The organism is Stenotrophomonas sp. 24(2023), from assembly GCF_030913365.1.
Lineage (GTDB): Bacteria > Pseudomonadota > Gammaproteobacteria > Xanthomonadales > Xanthomonadaceae > Stenotrophomonas.
This window is the reverse complement of record NZ_CP133160.1, coordinates 1783424-1802268: the sequence shown is the minus strand read 5'-3', so window position 1 is coordinate 1802268 and position 18845 is coordinate 1783424. Positions and strand designations below refer to the sequence as shown.

At 68.7% G+C, this 18845-nt stretch carries 9 protein-coding genes and 1 riboswitch; of the genes, 5 read left to right on the top strand and 4 right to left on the bottom strand.

The features are described 5' to 3' along the window. Nucleotides 1-5: 5 nt before the first annotated feature. From glyS to Q9R17_RS07920, 3 genes are all read left to right on the top strand, one after another. A complete protein-coding gene (gene glyS, locus Q9R17_RS07930) occupies nucleotides 6-2177 on the top strand; it encodes a glycine--tRNA ligase subunit beta (RefSeq protein WP_308157876.1) in 2172 nt (723 codons plus the stop codon). A gap of 286 nt (nucleotides 2178-2463) precedes the next feature. Beyond that, nucleotides 2464-4248 carry an autotransporter assembly complex family protein gene (locus tag Q9R17_RS07925; protein WP_308157875.1) on the top strand — a complete coding sequence of 595 codons (1785 nt, stop codon included), beginning with the start codon at nucleotides 2464-2466 and terminating at the stop codon, nucleotides 4246-4248. Continuing rightward, nucleotides 4245-8096 (top strand): translocation/assembly module TamB domain-containing protein, encoded by a 3852-nt coding sequence (locus tag Q9R17_RS07920; protein WP_308157874.1) that lies wholly within the window; start codon nucleotides 4245-4247, stop codon nucleotides 8094-8096. The genes Q9R17_RS07925 and Q9R17_RS07920 overlap by 4 nt, the downstream gene beginning before the upstream one ends. 37 nt (nucleotides 8097-8133) lie before the next feature. Here Q9R17_RS07920 and Q9R17_RS07915 read toward each other — a convergent pair whose 3' ends face one another. Further along, entirely contained in the window at nucleotides 8134-9612 is a 1479-nt protein-coding gene (locus tag Q9R17_RS07915; protein WP_308157873.1) for a molecular chaperone DnaJ, read from the bottom strand. After that, on the bottom strand, nucleotides 9609-11297 hold the full coding sequence (locus Q9R17_RS07910) for a molecular chaperone HscC (protein WP_308157872.1): 1689 nt from the start codon (nucleotides 11295-11297) through the stop codon (nucleotides 9609-9611). The genes Q9R17_RS07915 and Q9R17_RS07910 overlap by 4 nt, the downstream gene beginning before the upstream one ends. Before the next feature lie 141 nt (nucleotides 11298-11438). On the opposite strand from Q9R17_RS07910, the gene Q9R17_RS07905 reads away from it, so the two are divergent. Next, nucleotides 11439-13586 (top strand): S46 family peptidase, encoded by a 2148-nt coding sequence (locus Q9R17_RS07905; protein ID WP_308157871.1) that lies wholly within the window; start codon nucleotides 11439-11441, stop codon nucleotides 13584-13586. 135 nt (nucleotides 13587-13721) lie between these two features. Continuing rightward, nucleotides 13722-17180, top strand: a complete 3459-nt coding sequence (locus tag Q9R17_RS07900) for a PAS domain-containing hybrid sensor histidine kinase/response regulator (protein ID WP_308157870.1) — start codon at nucleotides 13722-13724, stop codon at nucleotides 17178-17180. Between the two features lie 54 nt (nucleotides 17181-17234). Here Q9R17_RS07900 and Q9R17_RS07895 read toward each other — a convergent pair whose 3' ends face one another. Together Q9R17_RS07895 and Q9R17_RS07890 are read right to left on the bottom strand one after the other, a co-directional pair. Continuing rightward, the gene (locus Q9R17_RS07895) at nucleotides 17235-17810 is read right to left on the bottom strand and encodes a manganese efflux pump MntP family protein (RefSeq protein WP_308157869.1); all 576 of its coding nucleotides are present in this window, start codon (nucleotides 17808-17810) and stop codon (nucleotides 17235-17237) included. A gap of 9 nt (nucleotides 17811-17819) precedes the next feature. Then, nucleotides 17820-17987: riboswitch (yybP-ykoY riboswitch) on the bottom strand. A 171-nt stretch (nucleotides 17988-18158) separates the two neighbouring features. Then, nucleotides 18159-18824, bottom strand: coding sequence for a response regulator transcription factor (locus Q9R17_RS07890; RefSeq protein WP_308157868.1), 666 nt, complete (start codon nucleotides 18822-18824; stop codon nucleotides 18159-18161). Between the last annotated feature and the right edge of the window lie 21 nt (nucleotides 18825-18845).

The following is an 18845-nucleotide window of genomic DNA, read 5'->3' as shown; positions in this document are numbered from 1 at the left end:
AACCGATGAGCCAACTGTCCCCCCTGCTGATCGAACTGGGCACCGAGGAGCTGCCGGTCAAGGCGCTGCCGGGCCTGGCCCAGGCGTTCTTCGACGGTGTCGTCGAGGGCCTGCGCACGCGCGGCATTGCCCTGGAACTGGGCGATGCGCGCCCGCTGTCGACCCCGCGCCGGCTGGCCGTGCTGCTGCCGGGCGTGGGCCTGGAACAGCCCGAGCAGCGCAGTGAAGTGCTGGGCCCGTACCTGAACATCGCGCTGGACGCCGAAGGCCAACCGACCAAGGCCCTGCAGGGCTTTGCGGCCAAGGCCGGGATCGACTGGACCGCGCTGGAAAAGACCACCGACAACAAGGGCGAGCGCTTCGTGCACCGCGCCGTGACCCCGGGTGCGCGCACCGCAGCGCTGCTGCCGGAGATCCTGCGTGAGGCCATCGCGGCCATGCCCATTCCCAAGCCGATGCGCTGGGGTGACCACAGCTGGGGCTTCGCCCGCCCGGCGCACTGGCTGGTGCTGCTGCACGGCCAGGACATCGTCGAGGCCGAACTGTTCGGCCTGAAGGCCGACCGCATGAGCCGCGGCCACCGCTTCCACCACGACAAGACCGTGTGGCTGAGCCAGCCGCAGGACTACGTCGAATCGCTGCGCGCGGCCAAGGTGCTGGTCGACCCGACCGAGCGCCGCGCGCGCATCGTGGCCGAGGTGCAGGCCGCCGCCGCCCAGGCCGGTGGCAGCGCCCGCATCACCGATGACAACCTGGAGCAGGTGGTGAACCTGGTCGAATGGCCCTCGGCGGTGCTGTGCAGCTTCGAGCGCGCGTTCCTGGCCGTGCCGCAGGAAGCGCTGATCGAGACGATGGAGATCAACCAGAAGTTCTTCCCGGTGCTGGATGACAGCGGCAAGCTGACCGAGAAATTCATCGGCATCGCCAACATCGAATCCAAGGATGTGGCCGAAGTGGCCAAGGGCTATGAGCGCGTGATCCGTCCGCGCTTCGCCGATGCCAAGTTCTTCTTTGACGAAGACCTGAAGCAGGGCCTGGAATCGATGGGCGAGGGCCTGAAGACGGTGACCTACCAGGCCAAGCTGGGCAGCGTGGCCGACAAGGTGGCACGCGTGTCGGCGTTGGCCGAGGTGATCGCGTTGCAGGTCGGTGCCGATCCGGTGCTGGCCAAGCGTGCCGCACAGCTGGCCAAGAACGACCTGCAGTCGCGCATGGTCAACGAGTTCCCGGAACTGCAGGGCATCGCCGGCCGCCACTACGCCGTGGCCGGTGGTGAATCGCCGGAGGTGGCGCTGGCCATTGATGAGGCCTACCAGCCGCGCTTCGGTGGCGATGACATCGCGCTGTCGGCGCTGGGCAAGGTGCTGGCGATCGCTGAACGCGTGGACACGCTGGCCGGTGGGTTCGCCGCCGGCCTGAAGCCGACTGGCAACAAGGACCCGTTCGCCCTGCGCCGCAACGCGCTGGGCCTGGCCCGCACGATCATCGAAAGCGGGTTCGAGCTGGACCTGCGCGCGCTGCTGGATCAAGCGTTTGACCAAGCGCTGCTTGCCCTCACGCGCACTAATGTCGGCAAGATTTCTGACGCTGCAGAGCAAGCGCGGGACGCCGGTGTCAAGGTTGGAAACTCTGTGGTTGGTGGCGCGTCGCTGCCTCGTGCAGTACGTGAGGAGGCTTACGACTTCATCCTGGACCGCCTGAAGGGCTACTACAGCGACAAGGGCGTGCCGGCCACGCACTTCAACGCCGTGGCCGAGCTGAAGCCGGCCTCGCTGTACGACTTCGACCGCCGCCTTGATGCCATCGGCACCTTTGCCGCGCTGCCCGAGGCCGAGGCGCTGGCCGCGGCCAACAAGCGCATCCGCAACATCCTGCGCAAAGCCGAAGGCGACATTCCGGGGCAGATCGATCCGGCGCTGCTGCAGGAAGACGCTGAGCGCGCGCTGGCCGAAGCGGTCACTGCGGCCATCGACGACACCGGCGCCAGCCTGCAGCAGAAGGACTATGTGGCCGTGCTGGCGCGCCTGGCCCGCCTGCGCCCGCAGGTGGACGCCTTCTTCGATGGCGTGATGGTCAATGCCGAAGACCCGGCCCTGCGTGGCAACCGCCTGGCCCTGCTGACCCTGCTCGGCGAACGCCTGGGCAAGGTCGCCGCGATCGAGCACCTGTCCAGCTGACCGGAACGGGGCCGGATCCACGCATGGCGTGGATCTACAGGCACGCCCACGCATGGCATGGATCCAGCGGACCGCGCCCTGCGGGGCCTGCACCCTCGGGTAGTGCCGGGCCATGCCCGGCGCGCGCGCAGCGCGGCACCGGGAAAAGTCGCCGGGCATGGCCCGGCGCTACCGGTATCATGCAGACAACGCGCACACAGGCGCGCATTTTGACTGCCACTTAACAACCGATCGCGAAGAACGGGGTGCATTTCGCATCGTCACGTTCGCTGGGTATGCTGTGGCCATGCAAGCAAAGAAACTCGCCCTCCCCCTGCTGGTTCTGTCGCTGGTTGCCGCCACTGCGGCCCAGGCCCGCGGAACCATCCAGAAGGTGGACATCAAGGGATTGGACAAGGGCGACGACGCCGAGATCATCGAGAACATCCAGGTCTCGCTGTCGCTGTACGACACCGTCGGCAAGGAACAGGGCGAATCACGCCTGGAGTACCTGCTGTCCCAGGCCGAACGGCAGACCCGCCAGGCGCTGGAGCCGTTCGGCTACTACAACCCGGTGATCAAGGTCGAAGCCCCGCGCGAGGGGGAGACCGTGCGGGTGCTGATCCACGTGGACAAGGGCGAGCCGGTGAAGGTGCGCCGCGAGCACATCGACATCACCGGCCCGGCGATGTACGACCAGTACCTGCAGGACGACCTGACCGCGTTCAAGCCGCGCAAGGGCCAGCATTTCGAACATACCCAGTACGAAGCCAGCAAGATCACCATCACCCGGCGCCTGGCCGAGCGCGGTTACTTCGATGCCGACTACACCCAGCGCAAGGTGGAGATCACCCGTGCCGACAACGCCGCCGACATCGACCTGACCTGGGACAGTGGCCGCCGCTACAACATGGGGCCGATCCGCTTCCACCAGGACTACTTCGTCGACAGGCTGTTCGACCCGCTGGTGTACTGGGAGGAGGGCAGCTACTTCCACGAAGGCAAGCTGGACCGCCTGCGCGAATCGCTGACCAAGCTGGATTACTTCAGCGTCATCGACATCCAGCCGCACCCCGAGCAGGCCGATGACAACGGCGATGTGCCGGTGGACGTGAACCTGACCCGCGCCAAGCGCAGCATCTACACCTACGGTCTGAGCTACGGCAGCGAGAGCGGCCCGGGTGTGCGCGGGGGCGTCGAGCGGCGCTACCTGAACAACCGCGGCCACAAGATGAACACCCAGCTGGACTATGCGCAGAAGCGCAAGAGCCTGATCACCAGCTACCGCATCCCCGCCTTCAACTGGCTCGATGGCTGGTACACCTTCGCCGCCAGTGCCTACGACGAGCAGACCGATTACATCGACCTGCGCAACTTCAAGCTGATCGCCAGCCGCAGCGGCGAAATCAACGAACACTGGACCGCGATCGCCTCGGTCAACGCACTGCGCGAGCGCTGGCGCTATGCCTCCGGCACCGAGTTCACCAACGCGGTCTACAACACCTCCACGCTGGTCTATCCGCAGCTGGTGGCCGACTACGTGAACGTGGATGACAACCTGTTCCCGCGCAAGGGTGTCAGTGGCAGTGCCACGCTGCGCACCGGCGTGGACGGCGTGGGCTCGGACACCAGCTTCGTGCAGGCCAACGTGGTGCTGCGCTGGTATGTGCCGGTGGGCCAGAGCAACCGCCTGATCCTGCGCGGCGAAGGCGGCACCACCTGGACCAGCGACCTGGTGGCGATGCCGCCGAGCCTGCGCTTCTTCGCCGGTGGCGACCGCAGCATCCGCGGCTACGCCTATCGCGAAGTGGGCCCGCGCACGCCGGCCCCGGACAAGTACGCCCTGGGTGCCAAGCACCTGGTGATCGGCTCGGCCGAGTATGAGCATTACTTCAACGGCGGTCCCTGGGGCGCGGCGGCGTTCGTCGATACCGGCAGCGCCTTCGACCGCAGCATCGACCTGCATACCGGCGTCGGCCTGGGCGTGCGCTGGAAATCGCCGGTCGGCCCGGTGCGCATCGACGTCGCCCATGGCCTGAACAACCCCGATTCCAAGTTCCAGCTGTACCTCAACATCGGAGCGGACCTGTGAGCGCGAACGGACCCGCCGCCACGCCGCCACGCGTGCGTTTCTACCGCCGCCGCCGCTTCTGGGCATGGTCCGGGGCCGGCGTGGTCGGCCTGGGGCTGGTGCTGCTGCTGGCCGTGTACTGGCTGCTGCAGACCGTGGCCGGCCGCGATGTGCTGCTGGCGCAGGTGGTCGCGCGCCTGCCGGTCGGGGCCAGCTTCACCTGGGACAAGGTGGACGGCCCGGTGGCCGGTCCGCTGACCCTGTACAACGTCGATTTCCGCTACGACGACATCCACTTCCACGCCGAACGCGCACACCTGGAACCGGACCTGCGGCCGCTGCTGGGCCGCAAGCTGATGCTGGACAAGCTGGAACTGACCAACGCGACGCTGAACCTGGCCAAGAGCGATGAGCCGTTCACGCTGCCGTCGTGGCCCGATTCGCTGCCGCAGATCGAAATGCCGCTGGCGATCCAGGCCGATGCGATCGCCATCGATGGCTTCCGCATCACCTCCGGCGGCGAGCCGCTGATCGACATCGCGCGCGCACGCGGTGGCGTGGAAATCGCCAACGGCGAATTCAAGGCCACCCAGCTGGTGGCCGACACCGACATGGGTGACTTCCGCGTGGACGGCAAGTACCTGCCGCGCAACGATTACGAAACCGATGTGACCGCCACCGCCGTACTGCCGCCGCCGCGTGGCCGCACCGCCGCCACCGTGGGCCTGGTGGCGCGTGGCAACCTGGGGCATATGGAAGTGGCCGTGGCCGGGCGCGCGCCCAAGCCGCTGCGTGCACTGCTGGTGTTCGACGGCCGCACCGATCCCACCTGGTCGGCCTCGGTGAAGAGCGACGCGCTGGAACTGGCGCTGCTGGGCCCGGCGCTGGCCGGTACCACCATCGCCCCGTTGTCGCTGGACCTGCGTGCCGAGGGCAAGGGCGGCCATGCCACCCTGCAGGGCCGCGCCGAGCAGGGCGAGTACGTGGTCGAACTGGCCCCGTCCAGGGTCAGCCTGGAAGACCAGGTGCTCAACGTCGATCCGCTGGTGGTCAAGGCGCTGGGCGGCGACGTACGCCTGCAGGGCAGTGCCGACCTGCGCGATGCCGACAACCAGAAGATCAACTTCTCGGTGGTGGCCAACCACCTGACCTGGACCCCGGCACCGGACCCGAACACCAGCAGCGCACCGCCGGTGCCGGTGACGCTGAAGGAAGCCCGCCTGGGCCTGGCCGGTACGCTCAAGGCGTGGGCGGCGATCGGCCGCGCCGATGTCGAGCGCGAGAAGCAGAAGGCGCAGCTGCGCTTTGACGTGCGCGGCAACGACCAGGCGGCCTCGATCCGCGAGCTGCAGGCGGACACGCCCGGCGGCCAGCTGCAGGTCGAAGGGCAGGTGGCCTGGGCACCGCAGCTGGTGTGGGATGCCAAGGCCAAGCTGCAGGATTTCGACCCGGGCTACTTCGCCCCGGGCTGGGATGGCCGCCTGTCCGGTTCGCTGGCCTCCACCGGCCGCCAGCAACCGCCACCGGCCAACGCCGCGGCCGGCAGCAGCGGTGACATCCAGGCCACGGTTGACCTGCCTTCGCTGAAGGGCAGCCTGCGCAAGCGCGCGCTGGATGCGCAGGGCAGGTTCGCCCTGCAGGGCAGCCAGGGCGAAGGCCAGCTGAAACTGGCGCTCGGCAACAGCCATGTGACCGCCTCGGGCAAGGTGGGTGACCGCCTGGACATCGATGCGCGCTTCGAGCCGCTGCAGCTCAGTGACCTGCTGCCCGGCGCCGATGGCGGCCTGCGTGGCCAGGTGCAGGTGAAGGGGCCGCGCGATGCGCCGGACATCACCGCCGACCTGGTCGGTGACCACCTCAGCTGGGACGGTTACGGCGCCGAGGCGATCAGCATCAAGGGCCGGCTGCCCTGGCGCGGTGACAGCGGCACGCTGGCCGTGCAGGGCCAGCAGGTCAACGCCGGCATGCTGCTGGAACGCCTGAACGTGGATGCCCAGGGCAGCGTGTCCAACCTGCGCCTGGCGGCGCAGGCGCGCAACGAGATGGGCGCGGTGGACCTGCAGGGCAGCGTGCACCAGCAGGGGGCGCAGTGGCGCGGTGAGCTGGCCACCCTGCGCATCGCCCCGGTGAAGGGCGATGCCTGGGCACTGCGTGCACCGGCCAGCTTCGCCATCAACGGCGGCGCCTTCACTCTCACCGATACCTGCCTGGCGCCCGGCACTGGCGGCGCGCTGTGCGCGCAGGCCAACTGGCCGCGCGAAGGCCTGACGGTGCGGGGGGATGCCCTGCCGCTGTCGCTGGTGCAGCCCTGGCTGCCACCACAGTCCGGCCGCCGCATCTACCTGCGTGGCGAGCTCAACCTCGATGCGCAGATCCGCCCGCGTGGCAACGCCTGGGAAGGCAAGGTGGACATCCGCTCCCCCGAAGGTGGCGTCCGCCTGGGCACCAGCACCCGCAGCGATACCGACGCGCAGCGTGGCGAACTGGTGCGCTACGACCAGTTCTCGATCAAGCTGGACATGACCCCGGCGGCAATCAACGGCTACCTGGGCATGGGCTTCCAGGGCAACGGCTTCGTCGATGCCAAGGTCAAGACCGGCTGGGAGGCGGGCGCGCCGCTCAACGGCGAGCTGTACCTGAACATGGCCCGCCTGTACTGGCTGGAGCTGTTCTCGCCGGACATCGTGCGCCCGACCGGGTTGATCGAAGGCCACGTCAGCCTGCGTGGCACGCGCGGCCAGCCGTCACTGGGCGGCGAGGCGAACCTGAGCAACTTCAAGACCGAGCTGCCGGCGCTGGGCCTGACCCTGGACCAGGGCAAGGGCAGCTTCGTGGCCCAGCCCGACGGCTCGGCCAAGATCGTGGCGCAGGCCAATTCGGGCAAGGGCACGCTGCACGTGGACGGCGGCCTGTCCTGGTTCGGCGATGCGCAGCCGCTGCAGCTGAAGATCCACGGTGAGAACGTGCTGGTGTCCAACACCAGCGAGCTGCGCATCATCGCCAACCCGGACCTGGACTTCACCCTGGCCAAGGCCGCGATGGAACTGCGCGGCACCGTGCACGTACCCGAGGCGGACATCGACCTGGAACGCCTGGACCGGGGTACCTCGGTCAGCGAGGACGTGGTGGTGCTGGACCCGGCCGACCCGGAGGAGAGCCGCACATCGCCGCTGGACATGGATCTGGCCGTGAGCCTGGGTGACAAGGTGAAGATGGCCGGCTTCGGCCTGAAGGGCGCGCTGACCGGCAAGATGCAGGTCTGGGCCAAGCCCGGCCGCGAGATGACCGCCAATGGCGGCCTGGAAGTCAGCGGCCGCTACAAGGCCTATGGCCAGGACCTGACCATCACCCGCGGCAACCTCAACTGGAACTACAACGTCGTTTCCGATCCGCGCATCAACATCCGTGCCGAGCGGCGCATCGGGGATGTCACCGCCGGCATCGATGTCACCGGCCGCGCGCAGCAGCCGCGTGCCGATGTATGGTCCGACCCGGCGATGTCGCAGTCCGAAGCGCTGGCCTACCTGGTGCTGGGCCGCAGCCTGACCAACGCCAGTACCGACCAGACCCAGCAGGTCACCGCGGCCTCGGCCGCGCTGTCGGCCGGCAGTGGCCTGCTGGCCTCGCAGCTGGGCGCCAAGCTGGGCCTGGACGATGCCGGCGTGAGCCAGTCGCGTGCGCTGGGCGGGTCGGTGATCGGCTTCGGCAAGTACATTTCGCCGAAGCTGTATGTCGGCTATGGCGTGTCCATGGTGGGCGCCGGTTCGGTGCTGACGCTGAAGTACCTGCTGCGCCGGGGCTTCGACCTGGAAGTGGAATCGAGCACGGTGGAAAACCGTGGGTCGCTGAACTGGCGGCGGGAGAAGTAACCCGCCGCCCTGGGCTGCCCGGCGCGAGGCCCCGGCCTCAGTACTGCCCGGGCTGCCTGCGCCGCAGCAACAGCCCGTAGGCCCAGTAGCCCAGCGCGATCAGCAGCCCCAGCCAGGGCAGCACCATGCCGGGGAAGAACGCGAACCGGTCAATGGTGTGTTCGTCGGCCTTGCCCAGCCGGTGGCGCTGGCCGTTGACCCCGGCCAGTGCCAGCATCACCAGCGCGAACACCAGCCCACGCCCCAGCACCACATCCAGCAATGGCGCCACGCTGGCGTAGCCGAGCCCCAGCAGCACGCCGGCGATGGCCAGGACCAGCAGGGGAATCAGCGCGATCCGCCGCCCGTCCCCCGATGGCGCCGGCTCGGACTGCCAGAGGATCAGGCGCCGCAGGCCGCTCCACAGGTACCACCCGGCCGGTATCAGCACCGTGCCGATGGCCAGCACCAGTGCGGCGACGCTGCTGCCCGGCAGCCCGCCTTCCGAGGGGGCCAGTGGCCAGCTGTTGACCACGCCCAGCAGGCAGACCAGGCCGCAGAACACCCCTGCCAGCCAGGCGCGCAGGCTGCCGATGCGGAAGCGCATCGGGTCGTCGCGGCTGCCGAAGCGGGACCAGAACGCCACCTGTGGCGCGGACAGGCCCGGTGGTACCTGCCGCTCCGGCCAGTAGCCGAGTACGGCCAGGGTGAACACGGTGGTGTCCGGTCGTGATCGCGGCAGGGCCTGCAGCACGTTGCGCCACCGGCTGCGGGGCCGGCGCAGGCGCTCCAGCACTGCAGGCATGTCGGGCAGCGTGACCGTTCCCTGCCGCTGTGACACCTGCCAGGCCAGGGTCCGCTGGCCAGCGGGCGACATCAGCCAGGCCTGTTCGCAGCGGTGGGCGATCCATTGCAGCTGCATGGCGTCGATGCCGCTGTGCACGTCATCCCAGCCGAAACCGGTGGCCAGCGCGTCGAAGACGTCCCGATGCACGGGCGGTGCCTGTTCCTGCAACTGCTCCAGCACGCCCCAGCCGATGCGCGGCTTGCCCTGCAGTGACCACAGCTCCGGCTGCGCCTGCAGCCATGCCGCCAGATCGGCAGCGGGCACCACGCCATCGGGCGTGCGCAGCTTCTGCAGGATGTCCGCCACCATCGTTTCGATGCTTCGCAACGGGGCTTCGGTCGGGGTGGAGGCATGCGCGGGCACGGCGAACGACGTCCCCCTGTCTTCCACCAGGCGCACCGGATCATGCCCGTGCATGACGGCATCGTGTACCGCTGGCGGGTCCGGCAGCGGTACATCCTGCCCCGCCTCCACCGACGGCTCCCATGGCATGCCGGGATCGTCGCCGCTGGGCGCGCGTGGGTGCTGCTGCACCCATGACAGCGCCGCCTGGTAGGCCTCGTGCAGCTGCTGGAACGCTACCGGGTCGTCATCCGGGCGGGTGACGCGCAGGCGCTTGGCGTAGGCGCGCTTGATGCTGCGCTCGTCAGCATCCTGGCCCAGTTCCAGTACGTCCAGGCCCCAGCTCACGGGCTGCGCTCCAGCGTATCCAGCGCCTGGCTGAGTTCGTCGCGATCCCGCGCGATGCGTGGCAGGTCCTGGCTGTCCAGCGCGCTGCGGAACTGCGCCAGCCATTCCTGCAGCGTCTGGCGCTGGTCGATGTATTCGGCGTAGAGGCGTTCCAGGCGCGCCACCACGGCCAGATTCTGCTGGGCATCGCGCGGGTGGATCTTCAGGTTGCCCAGCGCCGCAAGACGCTGCTGGATCTGCACCGGCGAGAGCAGGCCAGGGTTCTGCTCCAGGATCAGCTCGTGGCGGGTGCCGCTGGCATGTTCGGTCACCTCCACCTGCAGCAGCCCGTTGACGTCATAGGTGAAGCGCGTGGTCACGCCCTTTTCCGACGCCGGGCCTTTGCCGGGCAGGGGAATGCGCAGCTCGCCCAGCTTGATGTTGCGGTCCACCGTAGGGCTTTCGCCCTGGTAGATGTCGATGATCAACAGGGTCTGGTGGTCGTGCATCGGGAAGAAATTGTCTTCCCGGCTGACCGGCACCACGCTGTTGCGCTGGATGATGGGGTGGAAGTAGCCCGTGCGTTCGCCACCATCGGCGCCGCGCCGCGATACCTGCGTGCCCAGGGTGTACGGGCAGACATCGGTCAGCACGGTTTCCTGCAGCGACTGGTCGCGGGCCTTGAGCCCGGCGGCGACGGCCGCGCCCAGTGCCACGGCCTGGTCCGGATTGATGTGACGCAGCGGCAGGCGACCGAACATGCGGGTCACCAGGCGGCTGATCATCGGCATGCGCACCGCACCGCCCACCAGCACGATGTCATCCAGTGCATCCGGCTGCAGGCGGGCATCACGCAGGGCCCGTTCGATCGGCGTGCGCATGCGCTGCAGCAGTGGTTCGCACAGCTGCGCGTAGCGTGCCTCGTCCAGCTGCCAGGCCCGCGACTGGCCGGCCAGGGTGATGTCCAGGCTGCACTGGCCCTGCTGGCTCAGTTCGCGCTTGAGCCGTTCCAGGCGGCGCAGCAGCTGGGCGCGCTCGGCCGGGCTGATCCTGTCGGCACGCAGCCCATGCTCGGCCAGGAACGCCTGCTCAAGCACCTGCAGGAAATCCTCGCCGCCCAGGAAATTGTCACCGGCGCTGGCGTGGACTTCGACCACGCCCTCGAACAGCTCCAGCAGGGACACATCGAAGGTACCGCCCCCCAGGTCCAGCACCAGCACCCGGCCTTCTTCGTCGCGCTGCTGCAGGCCATAGGCCAGCGCGGCGGCGGTGGGCTCGTTGATCAGGCGCTCGACGCGGATGCCGGCCAGTTCGCCGGCGGCACGGGTGGCCTTGCGCTGGGCGTCGGAAAAGTAGGCCGGCACGCTGATCACGGCTTCCTCCACCTTCTGGCCGAGCGCGGCTTCGGCATCGGCCAGCAGCGAACGCAGCACCAGCGCCGACAGTTCCTCGGCGCGGAACACACGGTCACCGAGCCGGGTTTCCCGGTCGCTGCCCATCCAGCGCTTGAAATGGGCCACGCTCTGGCCGGGGCGGCTGACCAGGCGTTCGCGGGCGGGGGCACCCACCAGCACCGCATCGCCATCAAGGCTGACCACCGAGGGTGTCAGCAGTTCGCCGTGGGCATTGGGAAACAGCCGCGGCCCGTCCGGGCCGTGAACACCGATGAGCGAGTGGGTCGTCCCCAGGTCGATGCCGACGATCATGCTGCGTCCTTGCCTGCGCGTGATGAAGCGCGATTGTAGGCATGGAAGCGGCCCGGATGTGCCTGCCCCAACCATCGGCCGTTGCCCCGTCCGGCCCCAGCGGCTATGGTCCCGGGCTGTTCTGACGTACCGGATGCACCCATGTCGCCACGCAAAGCCCTTCCCACCGCCCTGGCCCTGGGCCTGACCCTCGCTGCGGGCGCCCATGCCGACGAAGGCATGTGGATGCCGACCCAGCTGCCGGACCTGGCCAAGCCGCTGCAGGCCGCCGGTTTCCAGGGCAACCCGGCCGACCTGGCCAACGTGACCGCACCGCCGCTGAGCGCGGTGGTACGTGCCGGCGGTGGCACCGGTTCGTTCGTGTCCAGCGACGGCCTGCTGCTGACCAACCACCACGTGGCGATGGGCGTGATCCAGTACAACAGCTCGCCCGAGCACAACCTGATCGATGAAGGTTTCATTGCCCGGGGCCGTGCCGACGAACGTCCGGCCAACCCCGATTTCCGCGTGCTGGTCACGGTGGGCTTCGACAAGGTGACCGACCAGGTGCTGGCCAAGGCCCGTGGCAAGACCGGTCGCGCCTACTTCGATGCCGTGGATGCGGCCCGCAAGCAGATCGTGGCCGACTGCGAGCGCCCTGGCAACGTGCGCTGCTCGGTGGCGGACATGTACTACGGCACCGATTTCTACCGCATCACCCAGCTGGAACTGAGTGACGTGCGCCTGGTCTACGCGCCGCCGCGCGCGATCGGCAACTACGGTGATGAGATCGACAACTTCATGTGGCCGCGCCACACCGGCGATTTCACCCTGCTGCGTGCCTACGTCGGCAAGGACGGCAAGCCGGCCGCGTACAGCAAGGACAACGTGCCCTACCAGGCACCGGCGCACCTGCAGATGTCGGTGGAAGGCCCGAAGGAAGGCGACTACGCGATGCTGGCCGGTTACCCGGGCATCACCTACCGCCACCGTACCGCGGCCGAATTTGCCGGGCAGATCGATGCCGTGCTGCCGCGCCGCGTGGCGGTGTTCCAGCAGATGATCGACACCATCGAGGCCGCCAGCGCCAAGGATGCGCAGGCGCGCACCCGCTATGCCTCGCAGCTGCAGTCGCTGAAGAACAACCGCAAGCGCGCCGCCGGTGAACTGGAAGGCCTGCTGCGCAGCGATGCCAAGGCCCAGCGTGCCGCTGATGAAAAGGCCATGCTGGCCGCGACCGACCGCAAGTACCAGGGCGACATCACGGCGCTGCTGGCCAACCTGTCGCAGGGCGCAGCGGTGGGCGAGCGTGACCTGCTGCTGGACCAGCTGGCCGCCCAGAGCCAGCTGCTGCGTTCGGCCCTGCTGCTGGAGCGGCTGCGCCTTGAATCGGCCAAGCCCGATGCGCAGCGTGAAAGCGGCTACCAGCAGCGTGACCAGGCCTTGATCGAGGGCGTGCTCAAGCAGGTGCAGCGCCGCTATGCCCCGGCGGTGGAAAAAGCCCTGCTGACCACCCTGCTGACCCGCTACCAGCAGCTGCCCGACGCGCAGCGCGTGGCCGAGTTCGACGCGGCCTTCGGCCGTACCCCGGAGCAGCTGGCCAAGGCGCTGGACACCCTCTATGCCAGCACCCAGCTGGGTGACGAGGCGCAGCGCCTGTCGCGCTTCGCCGCCGCACGCGAGGGCAAGCCGCTGGCTGCCGATCCGCTGATCGCCGTCGCCGGCCCGCTGGTGGTGGCCCAGCTGCGCATCGAGAACGAGAGCAAGACCCGCGAAGGCGAGCAGCTGCGCCTGCGCCCGGCCTACATGCAGGCGCTGTTCGCCTGGCGTGCCAAGCAGGGCCGCGCCGTGTACCCGGATGCCAACCGCACCCTGCGCATCAGCTACGGCAAGGTCGAGGCACTGCACCCGCGTGATGGTGTGACCTACGCGCCGGTGACCACCGTGGCCGGCATCGTGGAAAAGAACACCAACGCCTATCCCTTCGACGCGCCCAAGCCGCTGCTGGCGGCCATCGCCAAGGGCGACTTCGGCAGCACCGCCGATCCTGCGCTGAAGACCCAGACGGTCAATTTCCTGACCAACCTGGATACCACCGGCGGCAACTCCGGCTCGCCGGTGCTCAATGCCAAGGGCGAACTGATCGGCCTGAACTTCGACAGCAACTGGGAATCGGTCAGTGCCAGCTGGTGGTTCGACCCGCGCTACAAGCGTGCGGTGCACGTGGACATGCGCTACCTGCGCTGGCTGCTGGCCAAGGTCTACCCGGCGCCGGAACTGCTGAAGGAAATGGGCGTGCCCGCCCAGTAAGGCGCCGGCCACGACCGCCGGTCGTGGCCCGCACCGCGCAGGCCCCCACGGCGGTGGGGGTAGCTGCCCCCACCGAGCCCGTACACCCGGCCATGTCTGGCCTACACTGCGGGTTCCTTCGACGGAAGCGCGCGCGTGGTCTCCAGCTGGATCCTGCTGCTGGTCTCGGTTGCCTATGCGGCGCTGCTGTTCGGCGTGGCGTGGTGGGGTGATCGCCGGCCGATGTACCCGGACCGCCCGTGGCTGCGCCCGGTGGTCTACAGCCTGGCGCTGGCGGTGTACTGCTCGTCATGGACCTTCTACGGTGCGGTGGGTACCGCCGTGCGCAACGGCGTGGGCTACCTGCCGATCTACCTGGGGCCACTGCTGCTGCTGCTGTTCGGCTGGCGCATCATCGAGCGGCTAGCGCTGATCGCGCGCAGCGAGAACGTGGTTTCCATCGCCGACTTCATCTCCTCGCGCTTCGGCCGCTCGCGCCGGCTGGCCGCGCTGGTGGCGATCATCGCCCTGATCGGCATCGTTCCCTACCTGGCCCTGCAGTACAAGGCCGTGGCGATGAGCCTGCAGGTGCTGACCGGCAGCAGCGGGCCCACCGGCTACTTCAGCGACCCGGCGCTGTACGTGGCCTTGCTGATGGCCCTGTTCGCCACGCTGTTCGGCACCCGCCAGGTCGATGCCACCGAGCACCACCACGGCATGATGCTGGCCATCGCGCTGGAATCGGTGATCAAGCTGGTGGCGATGGTGGCCGTGGGCGTGTTCGCCTACGTCTGGCTGAGTGACCGCAGCGATGCGGTGGTCGAGTCGGTGCACACCCTGTTCACCGGCCTGCCGCCGGTGGGCTTCATCTCGCAGACACTGCTCAGCTTCCTGGCCATCGTCTGCCTGCCGCGGCAGTTCCACGTGGCCGTGGTCGAATGCGGTGACGTGCGTGATGTGCGCCGCGCGCGCTGGATGTTCGGCGGCTACCTGGTGGTGATCTCGGCGATGGTCATCCCCATCGCCACCGCAGGCGTCACCCTGTTCGGCAGCGGCGGGCCGGTGGCCGATGATGCGATGGTGCTGGCCCTGCCGCTGGCCGAGGGCCGCAATGCGCTGGCGCTGGTGGCCTACGTGGGCGGTTTCTCCGCCGCCACCGGCATGGTCATCGTCTCCTCGATCGCGCTGGCGACGATGGTCAGCAACGACCTGGTGATGCCGGTGCTGCTGCGGCGCAGTGGCGACCACCAGGAAGCGGCCGACGTGGCCTCGCGCGTGCTGTGGATCCGCCGTCTGGCGATCCTGCTGCTGGCCTTGATGGCCTACAGCTACTACCGCAGCAGCAGCAACGACAGCACCCTGGCCAGCTATGGCCTGATGGCCTTCGCGGCGGTGGCGCAGTTCGCGCCGGGCCTGATCGGTGGCCTGTACTGGCGCGGTGCCAGCCGCCGTGGCGTCGAAGCCGGCATGCTGGCCGGCTTCGCCACCTGGCTATACACGCTGCTGCTGCCGGCGATGACGTTGGCCGGCTGGGTGGAAACCAGCTGGGTCGAGCAGGGCCCGTTCGGCATCACCTGGCTGCGCCCGCAGCAGCTGTTCGGCATGTCCGGCTGGGACCCGCTGACCCACGGTACGTTCTGGTCGCTGCTGGTCAATGCCGCGACGATGATGCTGGTGTCCGCGCGCTGGCGCCCGGGCGTGGACGAGCGCCTGCGCGCGGCCCCGTTCCTGGACCCGTATGCGCGGCGGCCCTCGGTGGCCGGTGGCTGGCCGGGCCATGTGCACGTGGGCGACCTGCTGGCGCTGGCGGCGCGGGTGGTGGGCGAGCGCCATGCACGCCGTTCCTTCTTCGAGCAGGCGCAGTCGCTGGGCCGCGAACTGCAGCCTTCCGCCCCGGCGGACCGTCCCTGGGTGCAGTTCACCGAGCGCCTGTTGGCCGCATCCATCGGTGCGGCCTCCGCACGCCTGCTGCTGACCAGCCTGCTGCGCGGCTCGGGCATGGACCTGGGCGAAGTGGTGGCGGTGCTGGACGAGGCGGGGCAGGAGCTGCGCTTCAACCGCGAAATCCTGTCCACGACGCTGGAAAACATCAGCGCCGGGGTCAGCGTGATCGACCCGGACATGCGCCTGACGGCCTGGAACCGCCGTTACCAGGACATGTTCGGCTATCCCGACGGCATGCTCTACGTGGGCCGGCCGGTGGCCGACCTGATCCGCTACAACGCCGAGCGCGGCGAGCTGGGCGAGGGTGACATCGAGGTGCAGATCAACCGCCGCATCGGTTACATGCGTGCCGGTTCGCCCCATGTGTTCGAGCGCACCCGCAGCGACGGCAAGGTGATCGAGATGCGCGGGCAGGCGCTGCCCGGCGGCGGCTACGTCACCAGCTACAACGACATCACCGATTACAAGCGCGCGGAACGGGCGTTGCTGGAGGCCAATGAAACGCTGGAGCAGCGCGTGGCCGAGCGCTCGCACGAAGCCGAAGTCGCACAGCAGTCCAAGACCCGCTTCCTGGCGGCGATCAGCCATGACGTGCTGCAGCCACTGAACGCGGCGCGCCTGTTCGCTTCGGCACTGCGCGACAGTCACCAGAACAGCGATGAGCAGCGCCACCTGGCCGAACGCGTGGATGCCTCGCTGCGTGCGGCCGAGGAGCTGCTCGATGGCCTGCTGGACGTATCGCGCCTGGATGCCGGCGGCCTGCACCCGGTGATCGGTGAGTTCGATGCCAGTGCACTGATGCGCGAACTGGCCGCGCAGTACTCCCCGGTGGCGGCCGGCCGTGGCCTGCGCCTGGACCTGTTCGCGCGCCCGGCCTGGGTGCGCAGCGACCGCCGCCTGCTGCGCCGCGTGCTGCAGAACTTCCTGGCCAACGCCCTGCGCTACACGCGCCAGGGCCGCATCGTGCTGGCGGTACGCCACCGCGGTGACGAAGTGGAACTGCAGGTGTGGGATACCGGGCCGGGCATTCCCGAGCATCACATGCAGCAGATCTTCGATGAGTTCCACCGCTACCAGCAGCCCTTCGACTGGGGCGAGCAGGGGCTGGGGCTGGGCCTGTCGATCTGCCAGCGCATCTCGCGCCTGCTCGACCACCGGCTCAATGCGCGCAGCCGCGTCGGCAGCGGTTCGATGTTCTCGATCATCCTGCCGCGGGTAGCGCCGCTGCCGGGTTACCTGGACGTGCCGCCGGCCCCCAGCACCACGCCGGCGCCGGCGGTACGTGGTGATTCGCTGGCCGGGCTGCGCGTGCTGTGCGTGGACAACGACGAGGAGATCCTTGATGGCATGCGCGCGCTGCTGGGGCGCTGGCAGGCCGAGGTGATCACCGCGGCGACCGTGGACCAGGCGCTGCAGCAGGTGGCCCGGCGCCCGCACGTGATGCTGGTGGATTACCACCTGCATGACCGCATGGATGGCCTGGATGCGCTGGTCGCATTGCGCGAGGCGGCCGGCTATCCCCTGCCGGGCGCGCTGCTGACCGCCGACGGCCGCGACGAACTCAAGCGCCTGGCGCGCGAGCGCGGCTACCGCGTGCTGACCAAGCCGATCAAGCCGGCCTCGCTGCGTGCCTTCCTGGCGGCGCTGCGTGATGCGGCCGGCCGCGGGTAGCGGCCAGCTGCCGGGCGGCTACCTGCAGGTCACAGCCCGGCGTGGGTGCCGGCCTTACCCCACCGCGTGCAGGTGCTCGTACAGGATCGTGGCGCCGATGATCACCAGGATCACGCCACCGATGATCTCCGCGCGCTTGCCGACCATGCTGCCCAGCACGCGGCCGAGCATGATGCCGGCGGTGACCATGGTCAGCGTGCACAGGCCGATGACGGCGGCCATCACGCCGATATGCACATCCATGAAGGCCAGCCCGATACCGACGGCCATCGCGTCGATGCTGGTGGCAAAGCCGGTCAGCGCCAGCTTCCAGAAGCCATGGTGCTGGGAAGGGTCTTCATCATCGCCGGCACTGTCCGGGCGTACACCATTGATGATCATGTGCACGCCCAGCGCGGCCAGCAGGCCGAAGGCGATCCAGTGGTCGAAGGCTTCCACGTACTGCAGCGCGGCGCGGCCGAGCAGCCAGCCGATGACCGGCGTGATGGCTTCGATGACGCCGAAGATGAGGCCGGCGCGCAGTGCATCACGGAACACGGGCTTGCGCATGGCAGCGCCTTTGCCGATCGCCGCAGCGAAGGCATCGGTGGACATGGCAAAGCCGATCAGGAGGATCGAAACAGGAGACATGGGGCAATCGAAGGCCGGGCAAGGACGGACGCACGGCCCACGCTCGCGCCCAACCTGATGTTGCGCGCGCGGGCCGCTGGTCTCGCCAACCATCATGGTTGTCCACGCCACGGCGCACTGGCCGAGTATGTTGACGTGGACGATTCCTGCGAAGGAATCCGGCTACTCCCCAAGGGGACGCGAAGCTTAGCACCGCGGTTTGTACGTGGCGCATTTCCGGGTAAACGCGCAGGTCCGGCTGGTTTTCATAGCGCAGGCTATATCAGGGCGAAGCAGACGCGTGCCGGGCAAGCGTGGCACCTGCCGGGACGGTTGCAGGCGATTGCCGGCCAGCGGCCGGCGCTACCCTCAATCTTCTTCCGGCGGCAGCACGATGGCGTCGTCGTCGATGGCCAGCTTGCCGGCCATCAGCACCGCCTGGGTGCGGTTGGTCACGCCGAGCTTGCGCAGGATCGCGGTGACGTGCGCCTTGATGGTCGCTTCGGACACGTTGAGGTCGTAAGCGATCTGCTTGTTCAGGCGGCCGGCACCGAGCATCTGCAGGACGCGGAACTGCTGCGGGGTCAGTTCACGCAGGCGCTGGCCCACCTCGCGCTCCTCGCGCCCGGTCGGCGGTACGTTGTGCGCTTCCGGCGGGGCCCAGGTCTCGCCATCGAGGATGGTGCCCAGGGCGTGGCCGATGGTGTCCGAATCGGCGGATTTGGGAATGAAGCCGAATGCACCGTGGTCCAGCGCACGCCGCATCACCGTCGGTTCTTCGCGCGCGGACACCACCACCACCGGCAGGTGCGGGTGCAGCGAGCGCATGTGCACCAGGGCATTGAAGCCCTGGGCGCCGGGCATGTTGAGGTCCATCAGGACCAGGTCGGCATCGTTGTGCTGGTCGGCCAGCGCGTACAGCGCTTCCACGCTGTCGGCTTCAAACAGCTGCACGCCGGGGATGACCCGCTGTACGGCGCCGCGCAGGGCTTCGCGGAACAGCGGGTGGTCATCGGCAATCAGGAGGGTGGTCATGGGGGGCAACCGTGGGGGAAA

Coding starts and splice junctions, on each gene's coding strand:
- Q9R17_RS07925 (WP_308157875.1), top strand. CDS start 2,464: ATGCAAGCAAAGAAACTCGCCCTCCCCCTGCTGGTTCTGTCGCTGGTT.
- glyS (WP_308157876.1), top strand. CDS start 6: ATGAGCCAACTGTCCCCCCTGCTGATCGAACTGGGCACCGAGGAGCTG.
- Q9R17_RS07905 (WP_308157871.1), top strand. CDS start 11,439: ATGTCGCCACGCAAAGCCCTTCCCACCGCCCTGGCCCTGGGCCTGACC.
- Q9R17_RS07910 (WP_308157872.1), bottom strand. CDS start 11,297: ATGATCGTCGGCATCGACCTGGGGACGACCCACTCGCTCATCGGTGTT.
- Q9R17_RS07890 (WP_308157868.1), bottom strand. CDS start 18,824: ATGACCACCCTCCTGATTGCCGATGACCACCCGCTGTTCCGCGAAGCC.
- Q9R17_RS07895 (WP_308157869.1), bottom strand. CDS start 17,810: ATGTCTCCTGTTTCGATCCTCCTGATCGGCTTTGCCATGTCCACCGAT.